The organism is Bradyrhizobium sp. LTSPM299, from assembly GCF_000938235.1.
GTDB lineage: Bacteria > Pseudomonadota > Alphaproteobacteria > Rhizobiales > Xanthobacteraceae > Bradyrhizobium.
Map to the genome: position 1 here is coordinate 1 of NZ_JYMU01000052.1, position 17031 is coordinate 17031.

Sequence of the window (17031 nt, forward strand, 5' to 3'; positions counted from 1 at the left end):
GATTGCGATCGGTGCCCACATTGGTCACCTCGTGAGCCACGATGAGATGATGCTGCGTATCAACTGCAATCGCCCCGTGTCGAGTGGCTGGACCCCAACGAAGCCGAGCTTATCCAGATCGAGCCCGTCGACGAACACATCAACCGCACGCACCGGATTGTCCTCGGCCACGTAGTCGTCGAGCACCGCAGGGAACAAAGTGCTTTGTCCGCGATCAACCCCTTCCACGAATCCAGCCATCGCTCGTCCCCGTCGATTCGCTGCAGAATAGCAGCGGAGGCGAGGTTTTCACACGGCCTGGGCCAGTAGGCGACATCACGCGGTTGTACCAAAATGGAGGAGGCTCAATACTACCCATCCCTATGTGACCCGCTTTAGTGGCGGGGCGGTCCACTTTCCTTCCAATGCCTCGGGCTTCGGCCAGTAAAGTCGCATTACAACGAGGAACGGTCCCTCGGGCGCGGGCAGCCAGTTGGCTTCCTTGTGGGCGCCGGGAGATTTGTTCTGGAAGTGGAGCGTAAACCCGCCATCGGCATCTTTCTTGAATTGCGGGATCATCGGCGAGTTGAGCAAGTACCGATTGAGCGGATTGTCCACCATCAATTGCGCGGGAAAGTCGTACATGGTCATCGACCAAAATGCGTTAACGGGCGGCAACTGGTCCGGCGCAAAGCGAATGATGTAGCTGTTGGCTCCGTCCAGTTTCTGCCCGTCCGCGTCAACGGCATATGACGGATACATAGCCTCCTGCTGTGAATTGCCGTAAATTCCGTATACGGCACCCGCCATCCGATAGAGGTAGTTGTTCCTTAAGAACTCCCGCGTGCCGAAAAACTTGCCGGTGCTTACTTCTCGCGCGTCAATTTGTTTCTGCAAGGCCGCATGTTCAACCCATGCGTCAGCCATCCCTTGTTCGATGGCCGTCTTCATGTCGGGTGTAAGCTTCGCGACGTCGAACGTCTTGCCTGCGCCAACACCGATCTTCGCAAATCGCTCCATCAGAGCGGTTTCCGAAGGAACGGTGGGGCAGACCCGCAGGACGAAGTTCAGGATGCTGAAGAATTCTGCAGATGTTCTTTGCTCGGCTGGTGTAAGCGGCTTGATGAAATCAATAGCAGAAGCGGCGTTCGGCGCGGGCTGGCCGAGAAAGGCCGAGAGCGTCTGCACCTTGTAGCCGGCCTGCACCTTTTTCACATTGTCGAGGTCGGCTGGGCTGAAGAGTTGCGTGCGATACCCCGGAAACGCAAGCTCGGTCTCGGAGCGAAACACCTTGTCGACGCCCTTGGGGGTCTCACCTTTCCAGTTCGGGCCGGCAAGAAGGAACGTCCCGCCTCCGTTGCCGCTCGTGCGAGTGCCAATGTAATCGAAGTTTTGCGTGTAGTAGTCGATGAGCTGGACGCTGAAATAGCGATCCTTCTCCATCGCGGGCACGGTGAGCACGAGCGGTTCGGCACGCAGGTCGGCACCGATCATGGAGTAGAGAGTGTCCGAGTTCGCCGTTTGGATCGCTTTGTCTGCGGCAGTGAAAAGTCGTGCGCTATTCCAAATCTGGTTCCACGGCGCTTTATACTCGCGGTTCTTGGTGTCCACGAAGTAGGCATATTGGACGCGATAATTATCCACGACCGGGAAGCCATAAATGTACGCCTCCTTGGCGATGGCGCGAGCTTCTGCAGGACTTGCTTGGGCTTGGGCGAGCGCCGGTGCAAAACGTAGCGCCGGAAGCAGAGCAATCCCGCCGGTAAAGGATCGTCGCGTGATGGATTTCATGGTTCTGGACCTTTTATGCTTTGGTTCCATTGCGAACTTAATGAAACGCCGTGCCTTGACGTCTATGTCACCCGCTTCAATGGCGGCTTCTGCCACTTGCCGTTTAACGCTTCGGCCTTTGGCCAATAGAGCCGCAAATATATGCGAAATGGTCCCTGCGGCGCAGGAAGCCAGTTAGCCTCCTTGTCCTTGCCGGGGTTTTCGTTCTGGATCAGCAATGTCAAACCGCCGTCGGCGTCGCGCTTGAACTGCGACATCATCGTAGAGTTGAGCAGGTAACGATTGATCGGATTGTCTACCAAGAGGCTTTCCGGCATTCTGTACATGGTGAGCGACCAGAACGCGTTGACCGGCGGTAATTTATCCGGCGGGAAACGCAGGGTGTACTTGTTGGTCCCGGTCAGCTTTTGGTTCGCCTCATCCAAACCATAGAACGGATAAATCGCCTCTTTTTTCGAATTGCCGTAGATGCCAAGCACAGCGGCGCCCATGCGGTAGAGATAGTTGTTGTTCAAGAACTTTCGCGTGCCGAATACGTCACTCGATGTAACTTTTCCTCCATCAAACTTTTGCAGCAAGGTCGCGAAGTCGGCCCACGCATCGGCTCTGCCGCCTTCGATGGCCTTGGTCATTTCTGGCGAGAGCTTGCCTGGATCGAAAGTCTTACCTGCACCGACGCCGATCCTGGCGAAACGTTTCATCAACTCCACTTCCGATGGGTCCGTAGGACAGTAGCGCAACACGAAGTTCAGAATGTTGAAGAACTCCAAGGATGTCTTCTGTGTTTCCACGGTGAGCGGCTCGACGAAATTGATCGGGCGCGCCGTCTTGGGCGCTGCCTTTCCGAGAAAGGACGACAGGGGTTGGACCTTGAAGCCTGCCTGCACTTTCTTCACGTTGTCGATGTCAGTGGGATCGAAAAGCTGCACGCGATAGATCGGCATTAAGATGTCAGTCTCGGAACGAATGACCTTCTTGATACCCTTCGGGATTTCGCCCCTCCAGCCCGGCCCCACGACCAGCAAGTTCGCTGCATCGCTTCCTGTCGTACTGGTGCCCGCATAATCGATATTGAACGTATAGGCGTCCGTGAACTGAATGCTGTAATAGCGGTTCTTCTCGACCTCCGGCACTGCGATGACAAAAGGTTCAGTCCGGAGGTCCAACCCCAACCATGAGTAGGGTGTGTCCGAGTTGGGCGTTTGAACCGCCGTGTCAGCCGGTGTGTAGACCCGAGGCGTGTTGGCAATCTGGCCCCATGGTGCCTTGAACTCAGGACCAGTACGGTCCACGAAGTATTTGTACTGGATGCGGTAGCTGTCCACCAACGGGAAGCCGTAAACGTAAGCTTCCCTTGCGATTCTGCGGGCCTCTACGAGGCTGACGCTGTTTTCCGCGCTTGCCGGAACGGACTTCGCAATACCGGCGGTGGCGACAAAGGCGGCGGATCTGAGAAAATCGCGTTTCGTGAGCATTTACAGCTCCTTGTTAACGCAGCCTTAGCAGAGTGTTGGCTCTGCCACCTTAGGTTACGCAGGCTTTTGGAGAGTGACAACGCAAATCAGACGCCTCTGCCGTGCCAACCATTCGGATGGCGGGCGGTTGGATGATGTCCGTTCCGGGTCAAAGGCGCCGGTTTGATCCTGCCGTCCGTCATCATCACTGCCCAATTTGCATGCCCACTGGCTTTGCGGTGATAAATTCAGTCGATACAGTGATGCAGTGCGACATCTGGCACAACAGCGCCGGGACGGCGACGCACTGAACCGGTAGGAACTAACGGAAGTGGCATAGAAGCATGTTTGTTGCGGCTGTCGCGTTCGTATTTATCTTCGGCGGAGCGCTGCTGGGCATCTTCCTGCGCAAAGCTTTTCCTGAGCAACATTTGAATTCCGACACGAAAGACGTCGTGAGGGTCGGAACTGGCTTGATTGCGACGCTGTCAGCTCTCGTCCTTGGCCTTCTCATTGCGTCCGCGCAAAGCGCGCTCCAAACACAGAGCAATCAAATCAGACAAATGACAGCGAATGTTATTTTGCTCGACAACTTGCTCGCACGCTCCGGTGCCGATGCTCAGCCGGTACGCGCGTTGCTTCGGAGTGGAGTGAAGAGTCTGGTTGATCGAATTTGGCGCGAACAGGACGCCACGTCGACCAAAGTGACGCCGTTCGAAGCCACGCCCCAAGCCGACCTCTTCTTTGATAGCTTGCTGAACCTCACGCCAAGGAATGACGCTGAACGCATAGCGCAGACGAAGGCCATTCAACTCGGCATTGATTTGGCGCAAACACGGGTCCTTTTTGCGCAATCATCCTACTCCATCCCAAAGTCGTTCGTAGGCGTGCTCATATTTTGGCTCTCGGCCATCTTCGTCAGCTTCGGGCTGTTTGCACGTCCAAATTTGCTCATCGTGACGACGCTGTTCGTCTCTGCACTATCGGCATCGACAGCAATCTTTCTTATATTCGAACTGAGCCATCCCTTTTCCGGTCTTATGTCGATCTCTAGCGACCCGTTGCTCAACGCCCTGGTACCCTTGGACCGGTAAACGCGACGGGCATATTGGCAAGTATGATGGGCACCGCGACTTCCGCTATGGGTCAAACTGAGACCTCCCGCCGACGGGTCGGCACTTCTGGTCTTCGCTCGGAAGCGGAGATCGCACGGCCGTTCGGCATGTCTCAGAAGGCCCAAGAAGAGAAATCTTGTCGCCAGTGTCGGTCCGATCTAGGCTCCGACGGTCGAGGGCCTCTTATGGATATCAAACGGGCATTACCCCGTCCCCAACTTCGAGATGTCGTGCGTTCGTTCGAAGAGAGACGCGCGGAACTGGGGAGCGCGGTGCTGACCTGGCCCGTCGCGGCGCGGCCTCACCAGATCCTGAATATTCACCTGGCTGAGCCATATCGGGTTCGCATCGACGGCGACCCGGCAGTCACTACACCGGAAATGAGTGTGGTCGGACCGCAGACCTATCGTCGGGCCCACGTCTATCTGTCGGGCTCGATTCATGTTTTCAATATTCTGTTTCAACCGACCGGCTTCAACCGATTGGTCGGAATCAACATGACGTCCCTGGTCAATCAGGACCCCGCAGCCTCGGATGTTCTCGGTAAATCTGCCGTCACCCTCGGCGACGCTGTCCGCGCGGCATCGGACTTTCGTGAGCGTGTAGCCGCCGTCGAACGTTGGGCAGGGATGATGTTGGATAAGCGCGAACCCGACGGGGCGATTGGCCACGCATCGCGTCTGCTGATAGCCGCGCGGGGCCGCGCGCGGATCGAGGGCCTCGTTGCAAAGTCCGGCCTCAGCACGAGTCAGTTTCAGCGTCGGTTTACGACACAGGTGGGCATGACGCCAAAACTGTTCGCACGAACGATCCGGTTCGATAGAGCACTGATCGCCCGTCGCAATGCTCCGGGCAGGCCCTGGACCGACATCATCCACGAACTGGGTTACTTCGATCAGGCCCATTTCATTCGCGAGTGCCACGCTTTCACCGGCTTGCCGCCTGGCAGCCTCGTTGGCGACTGGGACAACATTTTTTTCCCGGCGGATGACTAAAATATACAAGCGCTTTCGCTAACTCTTCCGCAAGGTCTGCCTCAACGGGAGACCACGACGGCAATGAGAATGACCCGGCGCAAATTTGGTATCATCACAGCCGGCATCGCGGTTGCCGTGGCTGACGCAAGAACCGGAGCAATGGGTATGTCTACGAATCTGGAACGCTTCAAGGCGATAGTCGAACGCGGCTTTTCTCAGGGCGACCTGACTGTCGCAGACGAAGTTTGCGCCGAGACGCTGATTGAACACGAGTATTTGTCAAGAATTGATATCCCCGGCCCGCAAATACTGAAGGCGCAGATCGAGGATGCGAGGCACAGCATCAACGGACTCACCCTCACGATAGAGGCCATCGTGGAAACAAGCGATACGGTTTGGGCGCGCAGCGAAGCAACAGGCGTCGATCCGCGCTCAGGCAAGCCGGTGATCATCGATGTGGTGGACATTTGTCGATTTGCAGATGGAAAGCTTGTCGAACATTGGGGGGTACCAGACCGATTTGCCCTTCTTCACCAGATTGGAGCGTTGCCGCCTCCGCCCAAACGATCATAACGCGGGGCCTTTGCTTGATGATTCAACGTCAACGGCTTGGGAGAGATGATCCGCGGCGTTCGCCCTCTTCACACTTTGCCGCCCCGCTTGGTCCTTAACATGGAGATCGCGAATGCCCTCGAGCACAAGAGCCGTCTCGCTCGCGCGGTCAGAACACCAGGATGATCTCGAAACGCTGCAAACCCTCGCCATTTTTTGTGGTGTTGGGCTGGTTCTCTCACTGCTCCTTGCCGCTAACGGCTGGATCATCTCGATGGTATAACAAGCAATGCAAAGATCTCCCGAGAGGCAACCGCCTGACCACCCAAGGTGTGATTTCCGCTTTGGGTCAAAAGCGGTGCGGACTGATCTTGGAGAGGGTCTGGTGTGGCTGAGAAGCGGACTACGTGCATAGCCAATGTCTCGCATTCGACAAGCGTCAAACAACCAGACGGTCCCGGAGCCAAGGCAGACGTCGCGTCAGGTCAGGGGAGCTCGCCTCCAGGATGCGAGTGGCCGGGATGCGAGTAGCTTGGACACCCTTGATTTTGCGCGATCTCCGTGGTAGTTGCGCGTGATGATCAACGTCGCGCGCATTTCGAACCGTAAACACATGACCCGCTCTCGCTGGGCCGTGGAAGGAGTCGTGCGCTAGGAATTCGACGACGCGATCTTTTCACCAGGCCCCGCCGGCATCGGACGGGGCCTTTTGTTTGGCCATGCTCCCTGCCGGCACAACAGCAGGAGCATCCGATGCCACCCCAACAGACGAACGTCACATCCCTGACCAGGCGCGACGCCGCAAGGCCCCGCCTCACCATCGCTTTGGTGAAAAACGCTACTGGCGATGCTTTGGCCGAGGCGCGCCCCGATGCCTCCATCGCAACGCTGAGAGACGCTTTCTCGGAAAAGGAAGCGGCTGGACCACCCGTCGCATCGACGCGGAGCGTCCTGGATTTGCTGCGGGACTATTGGCGTGCGTTTCGAGAGCGGCGCCAGCGCGAGAGGTTGCGAGTCAGTTTGCGCGACCTGAACGAGCGAGCGCTGATGGATATCGGGGTGCCACAAGGTGACATCGAACACATCGTCGCGAACCAAGCGATCGAAAGGTCAGGGATGGCACGGCGTCTGTCTCGTGGCTTCATGTAACTGATGGTGAACCACCGTCCAGTTCGGTACGTTGTGCGGCAAGCCGTCTTACCGTCATTGCGAGCCAACGGGTCGCGCGAATGCGCGCCCGATGACAGGCTCCGCGAAGCAATCCATTGCGCCACTTGCGGAGACATGGATTGCTTCGTCGCTTCGCTCCTCGCAATGACGGTGAAGAGCCCTCAAAACTCCTGCGCGAGCTTCGCCAACATCTGCAGCAGCGCGGCGTGGTTCGACGGTCCGAGCACCTCGATCAGCCGCGCCTCGTGCTTGCTGGCGACCAGCTTCTTGGCGCGCGCCAGCACGGCACGGCCCTTGTCGGTCAGCACAAGGATGTGGGAGCGGCGATCGTTGGTGGAGCGCATCCGCGCGCAGAGGTCGCGGGTTTCCAGGGCATCGAGCATGGCGACGAAGTTCGGGCGGAGGATGCCGAGCGTGTTGGCGATCTCGGTCTGGTTGCGGCCCGGATTCATGTCGAGCAGCAGCAGCACCGAGAACTGCGCCGGCGTCAATTGCAACGGCGCGACGCAGCGCAGGAAGTCCTCGAACACCTTGAGTTGCGCGCGCTTCAGCGAATAGCCGAGCAGTCCGGACAGCTCGCCCAGCTGCAGCATGCTGTCGTCGCCGGCGGGATCGACGATATCCTTGCGCGAGGGGCGGGCCGGCCTGACGGCATCGGAGGCAGATTTCGGAACAGTCATCGCTCGTGGCTCGCAATCCAGATACAATATCCCTGCGCAGCGCTCGTGGGTCTTGAGATTATAATTGATAATTGTTATGAACCATATCAAATATTGGGATTTCAACAACCGATATTGATCGGCCCGGCTCTTCCTGGTGAAGACGGAGGGGTGACGCTTAGGGGGAGCGCTCGGTCTTGAACACGACGATTCTGCTGTTCCTGCTGCAGGACGGCATCACCAACGGCGCGGTCTACGCGCTGCTCGGGCTGGCGCTGGTGCTGGTGTTCGCGGTCACGCGGGTGATCCTGATCCCGCAGGGCGAATTCGTCACCTATGGTGCGCTGAGCTACGCCATGCTGGCGACCGGACAGGTGCCCGGCACGGTGCGGCTGGCCGTCGCGATGGGCGTCGTTGCCTTCGGCCTCGACCTGTTCTTTGCGCGCAAGGCGCTCCGCGCACGGCTGGTGCTGCGCTCCGCCGCGCTCAACATTGTCTTTCCCGTCGCGCTGCTTGCCCTCACTTATGCGCTGGTCGGCCCCAAAACGCCGATGGCCGTCAATATCGCGCTGGCGCTGCTGATCGTGGCCGCGATCGGATTGTTCCTCTACCGCATCGCGTTCCAGCCGATCGCGCATACATCCGTGCTGGTGCTATTGATTGCTGCCGTCGGCTGCCACCTCGCGCTGCAGGGCCTTGGCCTCGTGTTCTTCGGCGCCGAAGGACTGCGCGGGCCGGCGCTGTCGAGCGCCGCGGTGACCGCCGGCCCGCTGCGCTTCACCGGTCAGAGCCTTGCGGTCTACGCGCTGACGGTCGCCTTCATCGTCGGGCTCTGGCTGTTCTTCGGCTATACCCGAACCGGCAAGGCGCTGCGGGCCACCGCCGTCAATCGCCTTGGCGCCCGGCTCGTCGGCATCCGCACTTCGCTCTCTGGCCAGATCGCGTTCCTGCTCGCCTCCGTGATCGGCGCGCTTTCGGGGATCCTGATCGTGCCGATCACGACGCTCTATTACGACACGGGTTTTCTGATCGGCCTGAAGGGCTTCATCGCCGCGATCATCGGTGGCCTCGTCAGCTATCCCCTGACCGCGGTCGCGGCCATCGTGGTCGGCATCGTCGAGGCCTTCTCCTCGTTCTACGCCAGCAATTTCAAGGAAGTCATCGTCTTCTTCCTGATCCTCCCCGTGCTGGTGCTGCGCTCGCTCGCGGCACCCGCGGTCGAGGAAGAGAAGGATTGAGCGATGACGCAGCGGCTGCCCCTCATCATCTTCGCGCTCGTGATGGCGGTGATCCCGTTCGTCCCCGGCGTTCCGCCATTCTGGATCGTGCTGCTCGACAATATCGGCCTCGCGGCCCTGGTCGCGATGGGGCTGGTGCTGCTCACCGGGGTCGGCGGTCTCACTTCGTTCGGCCAGGCCGCGTTCTGCGGTTTCGGCGCCTACACCACGGCAGTGCTGACCACGGCCTACGGCGTCTCGCCATGGCTGACACTGCCGGCCTCGCTCGTGGTCAGCGGCATCGCCGCCGTGCTGCTCGGCATCGTCACGGTCCGGCTGTCCGGCCACTACCTGCCGCTCGGCACCATCGCCTGGGGCATCGGGCTGTTTTATCTGTTCAGCAAGCTCGAATTCCTCGGCCGCAATGACGGCATCTCCGGTATTCCGCCGCTCTCGGTCGGAGCGTTCAAGATGCTGAGCCCCGACACGATCTATTACGCGATCTGGATCGGGGTGCTGATCTCGGCGCTGCTGACCATGAACCTCTTGGATTCCCGCACCGGCCGCGCCATCCGCGCGCTGCGCCGCGGCCATATCGCAGCCGAGGCCTTCGGCGTGCAGACGCCGCGCGCCAAGCTGCTGGTGTTCATCTACGCGGCTGTTCTGGCCGGCCTGTCCGGCTGGCTCTATGCGCATTTCCAGCGCGCCGCCAATCCGACGCCGTTCGGCGCGCAGGCCGGCATCGAATATCTGTTCATCGCGGTCGTCGGTGGCGCAGGCTACGTCTGGGGCGCCGTGCTCGGTGCCGGAACCGTGGTGATCCTGAAGGAGGTGCTGCAGAGCTATCTTCCTTACATCTTCGGCGGCCAGAGCCAGCTCGAGACCATCGTGTTCGGCATCCTGCTGGTGCTGCTGCTGCAACTCGCCCCGGCAGGCGTCTGGCCGTGGCTGATGTCGCGATTGCCGTTCAAGCCGGGCCGCAAGACGCCTGACACCTCCCTCAAGCTGCCGGCGCGCGAGCAGGCGCCCGTGACGTCGGGGACACTTCTGCGGATCGAGAAGGCACGCAAGCAGTTTGGCGGCGTGGTCGCCGTCAACGACGTCTCCTTCGATGTCAATGCCCGCGAGATCGTCGCGCTGATCGGCCCGAACGGCGCCGGCAAGAGCACCACCTTCAACCTGATCACCGGCGTGTTGACCGCAACCGGCGGCAAGATCTCGGTGCTCGGCAAGGAGGTTGCCAACGCACCGCCGCAGGAGGTGGTCAGGCTTGGAGTGGCCCGCACCTTCCAGCACGTCAAGCTGGTGCCTGATATGACCGTGCTGGAGAACGTCGCGATCGGCGCGCATCTGCGCGGATCATCCGGCGCGATCTCCAGCATGCTGCGGCTCGACCGCGCCGACGAGGCCAGGCTGCTGGCGGAAGCCGCGCGGCAGATCGAACGCGTCGGGCTGGCCGAGCAGATCGACCAGCTCGCGGGCTCGCTGTCGCTCGGCCAGCAACGCATCGTCGAGATTGCGCGTGCTCTCTGCGTTGATCCGATGCTGCTGTTGCTCGACGAGCCCGCCGCGGGATTGCGCCACATGGAGAAGCAGCGGCTCGCCGCACTTCTTCGCCAGTTGCGCGACGGCGGCATGTCGGTGCTGCTGGTCGAGCACGACATGGGCTTTGTGATGGATCTCGCCGACCGCATCGTGGTGCTCGACTTCGGCACCAAGATTGCCGAGGGCACGCCGGCCGCGATCAAGCGCAATCCGGACGTGATCAAGGCCTATCTCGGAGCCGCGGCATGAGCGCGCTGTTGAAGGTCAGCGACGTCCACATTGCCTACGGCAAGGTCGAGGCCGTGCGCGGCGTCTCGCTCGATGTCGCCGAGAACGAGATCGTCACCATCATCGGCGCCAACGGAGCCGGCAAGAGCACGCTGCTCAACGCCGTGATGGGCATCCTGCCGCTGAAGGGCCGCGCGACCTTCGCCGGCACTGATCTGACGCCGCTCGATATCGAGGACCGCGTCGCTGTAGGCCTCAGCCTGGTGCCGGAGCATCGCGAATTGTTCGGCTCGATGAATGTCGAGGACAATCTGGAACTCGGCGCCTTCCGGATTGCAAAGGCCACCGCGGCGATCTCGATCGAGAAGGTCTACGCGCTGTTTCCGCGCCTGAAGGAGCGGCGCAAGCAGCTTGCCGGCACGCTGTCCGGCGGCGAGCAGCAGATGCTGGCGATGGGCCGCGCGCTGATGGGCGCGCCGAAGCTGCTGATGCTGGACGAGCCGAGTCTCGGCCTCGCCCCGATCATCGTCGCCGATATCTTCCGCATCGTCGGCGAGCTTCGTGCCGCCGGCGTCTCGGTATTGTTGGTCGAGCAGAACGCACAGGCCGCGCTGCAGATCGCCGACCGCGCCTATGTGATGGAGCTCGGCGAGTTCGTGCTGTCAGGCACGGCGAAGGAGATCGCAGCCAACAAGGGCGTCGCCGCAAGCTATCTCGGCTTCCAGTACGAGGGCGAGAGCGCGATTTGAGTTGTGGAAGCTCGGATGCAGATAGACCTTCACCCCACCCCGGTTCACATCGCTGACGCGATGTGAACCGACCCTCCCCCTCCAGGGGAGGGTAAGAATGGGAAGGATATCGCGTCATCCGCTTCTGGAATTCGGAGATCACGGCCGACCTCAATGCGGTGCTGGAGCGGATCTACGTCGAACTCTATGGTTCATGTGAGCCGAAGCGGTTCCATTGAAGCACCTCCGACGACGATAGACTGTCACCCCACCCCGCCTCTCATCGCTCCGCGATGCGAGGCGACCCTCCCCCTCCAGGGGAGGGTAAGAGAAAGAGCCGGCCTCCTTGCGAAGACCGGCTCGTCTGTTTCGATCCGGGATCGTCTACATCGCCGGGACGTATTTCCCGTCCTTGACCGTCAGCAGAATCCGCGAGCGGTCGTCGAGGCCGTAGCGGTCCTTTTCGGTCCAGTTGTAGACGCCCTGGGTCGCGACGATCTCCTTCTCGGTGAGGAACGCCTGGCGGATCGCCTCGCGGAATTCCGGCGTGCCGGGCTTGGCGGTCTTCAGCGCCACCGGGATGATCCGCTTCAGCACCTCGAAGGCGTCGTAGGAATGCCCTGCGAACTGACTGCGGCTGTTGGCGCCATATTTGGCTTCATAGGCCGTATTGAGCGTGAGGCCAGGCTTCTTGGTCAGCGCGCTGTCAGCTTGCGTCTCCGGCGACATCACCGGGCCCGCCGACATGATGACGCCCTCGGCGGACGCACCCGCGATGCGGATGAAGTCCATGCTGGCGGCGCCGTGGGTCTGGTAGATCAGGCCCTTGTAACCGCGCTCGCGCAGTGCGGTCTGCGGCAGCGCCGCAGCGGTGCCGGAGGCGCCAATCAGGATCGCGTCGGGATTGGCGGCGACGAGCTTCAGCACCTGGCCCGCGACCGAGGTGTCGGGACGCGCAAAACGCTCCTCGTCGGTCATGGTCAGGCCCATCGGCACGGCGGTGGTCTTGAAATCGTTGACCCAGAGATCACCGTAGGAATCGGAGTAGCCGATATAGCCGACCGTCTTGATGTTGTGCGCCTTCATGTGCTCGTACAGCACCTTGGCCATGATCGGGATCGACTGCGGCAAATCGACCGACCATTTTGCGCGCGCCTCGTTGATCGGGAACGGCGCCAGTCCGAAATGCGGAATGCCGGCCTCGTTGGCGACCGTCGACACCGCGATCGACGGCGGCGTGGTGCAGGAGCCCATGATGATGTCGGCCTTGGACTCGGTGACGAAGCGCCGCGCGTTGGTGGTCGCGGCCGTCGGATCGCCGCCGTCATCGAGCACGATCAGCTTCAGCGGTACGCCGCCGATTTCCTTCGGCACGAAATCGAGCGCGTTGCGCTCGGGGATGCCCAGGGCTGCGGCCGGTCCCGTGGTCGAGATCGAGATACCGATGGTGATGTCATTGGTCTGCGCGTGCGACGGCGAGCCCGGCAGCGCAAAAGTCGCCGCGAGCACTGCTGCGGCGAGAGTGGCCTTCTTCATTCAATTCCTCCCTGCGGATATGTTATTTCGGTTTAAGCCGGTTTTGCGGGCCAATTCAGCCCCTTCTTTAGGTCATGAAGGACGGCAAGTCAGCCCTTCATGAACAAGTCAGCCTTGCATGAAACGGTCGATGATCTCCTGCGGAAACGGCGCCGATTTCAGCTTGGCGGGATCATCCGGGTGACGGCCGACCAGCACCCGGGTCTCGAAGGCCTCGATCGCAAGTGCCTCGCCCTTGAAGACCCGGTGCACCACCTCGAAGCTCGACCGCTTGATGCTGTCGATCCGGCTTTCGATGGTAATCCAGTCGCCATGGGTCGACGGGATGTGGAATTTCGCCCGCGTGTCGACCATGGGAATGCCGACCAAGCCGTATGTCTTGATGATATCCTGCTTCGAGAAGCCGGCCACTTCGAACATGATCGAGGTCGAATCGTCGAACATCGCGAAGTAGCGCGGGTAATAGACGATGTTGGCCGGGTCGCAATCGCCCCACTGGATCTGCACGTCGCGCCGGTTGACGAACATCATTTACCCTCGATCATCATGATCATGCTCTAGCGCGGCGCCATCCGGAGCGCGGCATCGAGCCGCACCACTTCGCCGTTCAGATAGGGATTGTCGATCATGTGCAGCGCCAGCGAGGCGAACTCGTCGGCCTGACCGAGCCGGCGCGGGAACGGGATCGCGGCGGCGAGCGAATCCTGCGCCTCCTGCGGCAGGCTGCCCAGCAGCGGCGTCATGAACAGGCCGGGTGCGATCGTCAGCACACGGATGCCGAACTGCGCCAGTTCGCGCGCGATCGGCAACGTCATCGCGACGATGCCGCCCTTCGAGGCCGAATACGCCGCCTGCCCGATCTGGCCGTCATAGGCCGCAACCGAGGCGGTGCAGATCACGACGCCACGTTCACCGGTGGCGAGCGGCTCGAGCTTGGACATGCCCGCCGTCGCGAGCCGCAGCATGTTGAAGGAGCCGATCAGATTGACCTTGATCACCTTCTCGAAATCGGACAGCGCCATCGGCCCCTCGCGGCCGATCACGCGCTTTGCCACCCCGATGCCGGCGCAATTCACCAGCACGCGCGCCGGACCATGCACCTTGGCGGCCTCCGCGACCGCGGCTTCGGCCGCCGCGGCATCCGATACGTCGCAGACCAGCGGAATGCCGCCGATCTCGGCCGCGACGCTCTCGGCAAGTTTTGCATTGAGGTCGCAAACCGCGACCTTGGCGCCCTGGGCGGCCAGACGGCGCGCGGTTGCGGCACCCAATCCCGATGCGCCGCCGGTGACGATAGCGGCCTGGTCCTTCAACTGCATCGCGTTCTCCTCTTCTGAATTCAGCTTAGTGTGATTACGAATGCCGGCGGTACCGGCGCATAGAGCGTCTCGATCAATGCGGCGCGATGCTCCAGCACGGCGCGCTGGTTGATCGAGCCCTTGTCGGTCACCTCGCCGCGGTCGATCGACAGCGGGGTGTCGAGCAGGACCGCACGGGTGATGCGGGTCGACGAGCCGGTGGCGCTGGCCAAAAATCGCGTGAAGCGCTCGCGGAACGCGGCGCGCACCTTCGGATCGTTGGCCGCAGCGGCGAGGTCGTTGGCCGCAAGGTTTGGATTGATCAGCCGGCAACCGTCGAGATCGAGGATGACGAGCGCCGAGACCTCGTCGCGGTTGAGGCCGGCGATCACGACGTCGCGCACCAACGGCGCGCAGGCGCCGACGAAGCGCGCGCGCAAGGGGCCGACGCTGACCCAGGTGCCGCTTGCCAGCTTGAAGTCCTCGGCGATCCGGCCGTCGAAATCGAAACCGGCATCGAAATTGCCTGCTTCGGCCGGCTTCAGCGCATCGCCGAATTTGTAGAAGCCTTCCTCGTCGAACGCCTTGGCGGTCAATTCCGGCTGGCGCCAGTAGCCCGGCGTGACGTTCGGCCCCTTGGCGCGGACCTCCAGCTTGCCATTGTTCGGCAGCAGTTTTGCGTCATTGCCCGACACGGGAAGGCCGACATGGCCGGAGCGGCTGGTGTCCGGACGTACCGACATGAAGAACGGCGAGGTCTCGGTGGCCCCAAGCCCGGTCAGCATTGGAACCCGATAACCCTTCTCCTGCACCGCGAGCTCATCGAGGCTGTTCCAGATGAACGGCGACAGCGCCGCGCCGGAGAAGAACATCGCATGCAGCCGGTCGAAGAATCTTGCCCGCAGGCCGGCGTCGTCGCGCAGATACGGCAGCAGCGATTCATAGCCCTTGGGCACGTTGAAATAGACCGTCGGCGAGATCTCGCGCAGGTTTCGCACGGTCTCCTCGATCCCGCCGGGCATCGGCTTGCCCTCGTCGAGATACATCGAGCCGCCATTGTAGAGCGTGAGCCCGATGTTGTGGTTGCCGCCAAAGGTGTGATTCCACGGCAGCCAGTCGACGATGACCGGCGGCTCGTCCTTCAGGAAGGCCAGCGTCTCGCGCAGCATCACCTGGTTGGCGCAGATCATGCGCTGGGTGTTGATGACGGCCTTGGGATTGCCGGTCGAGCCCGACGTCAGCAGGAATTTTGCGATTGTGTCGGGACCGATGCCGTCGTTGATGGCGTCGAGGCGCGGGTCTTCCGCCGTCGCGATGAGATCGGTGAGCCGGGTCACATCGCGACCGGCCACCGCGCCACGGGTCGCCGCGATCTCGGTGCTTTCAGGCACATTGGTCAGCAGCGCGTCGGAGAATTTGTCGGCGTCGTCGACGAAGACGAGCCCGGGCGTGAGCAGCTTGACCAGGAAGTTCAGCTTGCCGTAGTCGCGCGACACCAGCGAATAGGCCGGCGAGACCGGGCAGAATGGAATGCCGGCATAGAGCGCGCCGAACGCGATCAGCGCGTGATCGACCGAATTGCCTGATAGAATCACGATCGGCCGCTCCGCCGACAGCCCGCGCGCCATCAGCGCGGAGGCGATGCGCCGTGTCGTATCCAGCAGTTGCGCGTAGGTGATCTGCCGCCAGCCGCCGCCGGCGACGCGCTCAGCCATGAACACGCGGTTCGGCTCGGCTTTCGCCCAATGATGCAGGCGATCGGTGATGCGGACCGGATAGTCGGCGAGTTTGACCTTTGGGCGAAGATAGATCGTGCCGTCGTCGCGGCGCTCGACGATGACCTCGGGATTGCCGAACGAGATCGGGCGCAGCGGATGCGCGCTGGTCGCAGACATGTCGGGCTTCGCGCTCATGTCGGCTTCACCTTGGCGGTCTTGCGGTCGAGGAACGCGCGGATGCGCTTTTTAGCCTCCTTGTCGCTCTGCGCCACGGTCGCCATCAGCGATTCCATCAAGAGGCCGGTCTGCGGATTGGCTTCCGCGATCATCGGCAACGCCTGCAGCACGGCAAAATTGGTCAGCGGCGCGTTCGCGGCGACCCGCTCGGCCAACTCCAGCGCCTTCGCCAACGCGCCGCCGGCTTCGGTGAGATATTGCGAGAAGCCGTAGGCCGCGCCTTCGGTCGCGGAATAGACCCGGCCGGTCAGCATCATGTCGGCCATCCGCGGCACGCCGATCAGGCGCGGCAGCCGAACCGAGCCGCCGCCGCCGACAAAAATGCCGCGCTGGCCCTCGGGCAGCGCGAAATAGGCCGACGGCTCGGCGACGCGGATATGCGCGGCGCAGGCCAGTTCGAGCCCGCCGCCGATCACGGCGCCCTGCAGCGCGGCAATGACCGGCACGCGGCAATACTGGATGCGGTCGAACACCCGATGCCACATCTGGGAGTGGATGAGGCCCTCGGTGGCGTCGCGCTCGGTCAGCTCGGAGAGGTCGAGGCCGGAGGAGAAGTGATCGCCGATGCCATGGATCACCACGGCGCCGACCTCGTCGGGAATTGCGGAAAAACAATCCTGCAGCGCCAGGATGATGCCGTCGTTCAGCGCATTGCGCTTGGCGGGACGGTTGAGCCCCACTGTCAGCATCGCGCCTCGTGTCTCGATCTTGAGCAGCGAAGCATCGTCAGCGGCAGCGTCAGCGTTTCCCATGGCGTTATTGTTTCCTGTTCAGAATAGTTATGTATTATAACTATTGACGGCGGAGTCAATATGGAGGCTCCCCGC

16 protein-coding genes and 1 pseudogene are annotated in these 17031 nt (G+C 61.5%); 8 read left to right on the plus strand and 9 right to left on the minus strand.

The window, feature by feature from the left end; all coding sequences use genetic code 11:
* Nucleotides 1-69 precede the first annotated feature (69 nt).
* The 3 genes and pseudogenes from UP10_RS27380 to UP10_RS27390 all read right to left on the minus strand — a co-directional run.
* Nucleotides 70-240: pseudogene (locus UP10_RS27380) on the minus strand (IS5/IS1182 family transposase); the annotation flags it as partial.
* 120 nt (nt 241-360) lie between these two features.
* Complete coding sequence (locus tag UP10_RS27385; protein ID WP_050043824.1) at nt 361-1770, minus strand: DUF1254 domain-containing protein; 1410 nt, start codon at nt 1768-1770, stop codon at nt 361-363.
* Nucleotides 1771-1832: 62 nt separating this feature from the next.
* Nucleotides 1833-3245: a DUF1254 domain-containing protein gene (locus UP10_RS27390; protein ID WP_044590343.1), complete on the minus strand. Its 1413-nt coding sequence runs from the start codon at nt 3243-3245 to the stop codon at nt 1833-1835.
* A gap of 323 nt (nt 3246-3568) precedes the next feature.
* Between UP10_RS27390 and UP10_RS27395 the strand changes: the two genes are divergently transcribed.
* From UP10_RS27395 to UP10_RS27410, 4 genes are all read left to right on the plus strand, one after another.
* A complete protein-coding gene (locus UP10_RS27395; protein WP_044590344.1) occupies nt 3569-4318 on the plus strand; it encodes a bestrophin-like domain in 750 nt (249 codons plus the stop codon).
* A gap of 206 nt (nt 4319-4524) precedes the next feature.
* Nucleotides 4525-5334, plus strand: coding sequence for an AraC family transcriptional regulator (locus UP10_RS42195; protein WP_050043825.1), 810 nt, complete (start codon nt 4525-4527; stop codon nt 5332-5334).
* 69 nt (nt 5335-5403) lie between these two features.
* Nucleotides 5404-5889 carry an ester cyclase gene (locus UP10_RS27405; protein WP_044590345.1) on the plus strand — a complete coding sequence of 162 codons (486 nt, stop codon included), beginning with the start codon at nt 5404-5406 and terminating at the stop codon, nt 5887-5889.
* A 732-nt stretch (nt 5890-6621) separates the two neighbouring features.
* On the plus strand, nt 6622-7017 hold the full coding sequence (locus UP10_RS27410; protein ID WP_044590346.1) for a DUF1127 domain-containing protein: 396 nt from the start codon (nt 6622-6624) through the stop codon (nt 7015-7017).
* 182 nt (nt 7018-7199) lie between these two features.
* Here the strand turns inward: UP10_RS27410 and UP10_RS27415 are convergent, their stop codons facing one another.
* Nucleotides 7200-7718 (minus strand): MarR family winged helix-turn-helix transcriptional regulator, encoded by a 519-nt coding sequence (locus tag UP10_RS27415; RefSeq protein ID WP_044590347.1) that lies wholly within the window; start codon nt 7716-7718, stop codon nt 7200-7202.
* Nucleotides 7719-7894: 176 nt separating this feature from the next.
* On the opposite strand from UP10_RS27415, the gene UP10_RS27420 reads away from it, so the two are divergent.
* From UP10_RS27420 to UP10_RS45990, 4 genes are all read left to right on the plus strand, one after another.
* On the plus strand, nt 7895-8935 hold the full coding sequence (locus tag UP10_RS27420) for a branched-chain amino acid ABC transporter permease (RefSeq protein ID WP_044590348.1): 1041 nt from the start codon (nt 7895-7897) through the stop codon (nt 8933-8935).
* Nucleotides 8936-8938: 3 nt separating this feature from the next.
* Nucleotides 8939-10708, plus strand: coding sequence for a branched-chain amino acid ABC transporter ATP-binding protein/permease (locus UP10_RS27425; protein WP_044590349.1), 1770 nt, complete (start codon nt 8939-8941; stop codon nt 10706-10708).
* Complete coding sequence (locus UP10_RS27430) at nt 10705-11436, plus strand: ABC transporter ATP-binding protein (protein ID WP_044590350.1); 732 nt, start codon at nt 10705-10707, stop codon at nt 11434-11436. Before UP10_RS27425 ends, UP10_RS27430 begins: the two co-directional genes overlap by 4 nt.
* Nucleotides 11437-11573: 137 nt before the next feature.
* Nucleotides 11574-11654: a hypothetical protein gene (locus tag UP10_RS45990; protein ID WP_245321898.1), complete on the plus strand. Its 81-nt coding sequence runs from the start codon at nt 11574-11576 to the stop codon at nt 11652-11654.
* Nucleotides 11655-11799: 145 nt separating this feature from the next.
* Here the strand turns inward: UP10_RS45990 and UP10_RS27435 are convergent, their stop codons facing one another.
* The 5 genes from UP10_RS27435 to UP10_RS27455 all read right to left on the minus strand — a co-directional run bounded on the left by UP10_RS27435 (nt 11800) and on the right by UP10_RS27455 (nt 16956).
* Nucleotides 11800-12951 (minus strand): ABC transporter substrate-binding protein, encoded by a 1152-nt coding sequence (locus UP10_RS27435; protein ID WP_044590351.1) that lies wholly within the window; start codon nt 12949-12951, stop codon nt 11800-11802.
* Nucleotides 12952-13059: 108 nt separating this feature from the next.
* The gene (locus UP10_RS27440) at nt 13060-13479 is read right to left on the minus strand and encodes an acyl-CoA thioesterase (protein WP_044590457.1); all 420 of its coding nucleotides are present in this window, start codon (nt 13477-13479) and stop codon (nt 13060-13062) included.
* 29 nt (nt 13480-13508) lie between these two features.
* The gene (locus UP10_RS27445) at nt 13509-14270 is read right to left on the minus strand and encodes an SDR family NAD(P)-dependent oxidoreductase (protein WP_044590352.1); all 762 of its coding nucleotides are present in this window, start codon (nt 14268-14270) and stop codon (nt 13509-13511) included.
* A gap of 20 nt (nt 14271-14290) precedes the next feature.
* Nucleotides 14291-16162: a feruloyl-CoA synthase gene (locus UP10_RS27450; RefSeq protein ID WP_044590353.1), complete on the minus strand. Its 1872-nt coding sequence runs from the start codon at nt 16160-16162 to the stop codon at nt 14291-14293.
* Nucleotides 16159-16956, minus strand: coding sequence for a crotonase/enoyl-CoA hydratase family protein (locus UP10_RS27455; RefSeq protein ID WP_044590354.1), 798 nt, complete (start codon nt 16954-16956; stop codon nt 16159-16161). Before UP10_RS27455 ends, UP10_RS27450 begins: the two co-directional genes overlap by 4 nt.
* Between the last annotated feature and the right edge of the window lie 75 nt (nt 16957-17031).

What these genes read in the sequence shown, in the direction of transcription:
- UP10_RS27385 (WP_050043824.1), bottom strand. Translation starts at nt 1,770, where the DNA reads ATGAAATCCATCACGCGACGATCCTTTACCGGCGGGATTGCTCTGCTT.
- UP10_RS27390 (WP_044590343.1), bottom strand. Translation starts at nt 3,245, where the DNA reads ATGCTCACGAAACGCGATTTTCTCAGATCCGCCGCCTTTGTCGCCACC.
- UP10_RS27395 (WP_044590344.1), top strand. Translation starts at nt 3,569, where the DNA reads ATGTTTGTTGCGGCTGTCGCGTTCGTATTTATCTTCGGCGGAGCGCTG.
- UP10_RS42195 (WP_050043825.1), top strand. Translation starts at nt 4,525, where the DNA reads ATGGATATCAAACGGGCATTACCCCGTCCCCAACTTCGAGATGTCGTG.
- UP10_RS27405 (WP_044590345.1), top strand. Translation starts at nt 5,404, where the DNA reads ATGACCCGGCGCAAATTTGGTATCATCACAGCCGGCATCGCGGTTGCC.
- UP10_RS27410 (WP_044590346.1), top strand. Translation starts at nt 6,622, where the DNA reads ATGCCACCCCAACAGACGAACGTCACATCCCTGACCAGGCGCGACGCC.
- UP10_RS27415 (WP_044590347.1), bottom strand. Translation starts at nt 7,718, where the DNA reads ATGACTGTTCCGAAATCTGCCTCCGATGCCGTCAGGCCGGCCCGCCCC.
- UP10_RS27425 (WP_044590349.1), top strand. Translation starts at nt 8,939, where the DNA reads ATGACGCAGCGGCTGCCCCTCATCATCTTCGCGCTCGTGATGGCGGTG.
- UP10_RS27430 (WP_044590350.1), top strand. Translation starts at nt 10,705, where the DNA reads ATGAGCGCGCTGTTGAAGGTCAGCGACGTCCACATTGCCTACGGCAAG.
- UP10_RS27435 (WP_044590351.1), bottom strand. Translation starts at nt 12,951, where the DNA reads ATGAAGAAGGCCACTCTCGCCGCAGCAGTGCTCGCGGCGACTTTTGCG.
- UP10_RS27440 (WP_044590457.1), bottom strand. Translation starts at nt 13,479, where the DNA reads ATGTTCGTCAACCGGCGCGACGTGCAGATCCAGTGGGGCGATTGCGAC.
- UP10_RS27445 (WP_044590352.1), bottom strand. Translation starts at nt 14,270, where the DNA reads ATGCAGTTGAAGGACCAGGCCGCTATCGTCACCGGCGGCGCATCGGGA.
- UP10_RS27450 (WP_044590353.1), bottom strand. Translation starts at nt 16,162, where the DNA reads ATGAGCGCGAAGCCCGACATGTCTGCGACCAGCGCGCATCCGCTGCGC.
- UP10_RS27455 (WP_044590354.1), bottom strand. Translation starts at nt 16,956, where the DNA reads ATGGGAAACGCTGACGCTGCCGCTGACGATGCTTCGCTGCTCAAGATC.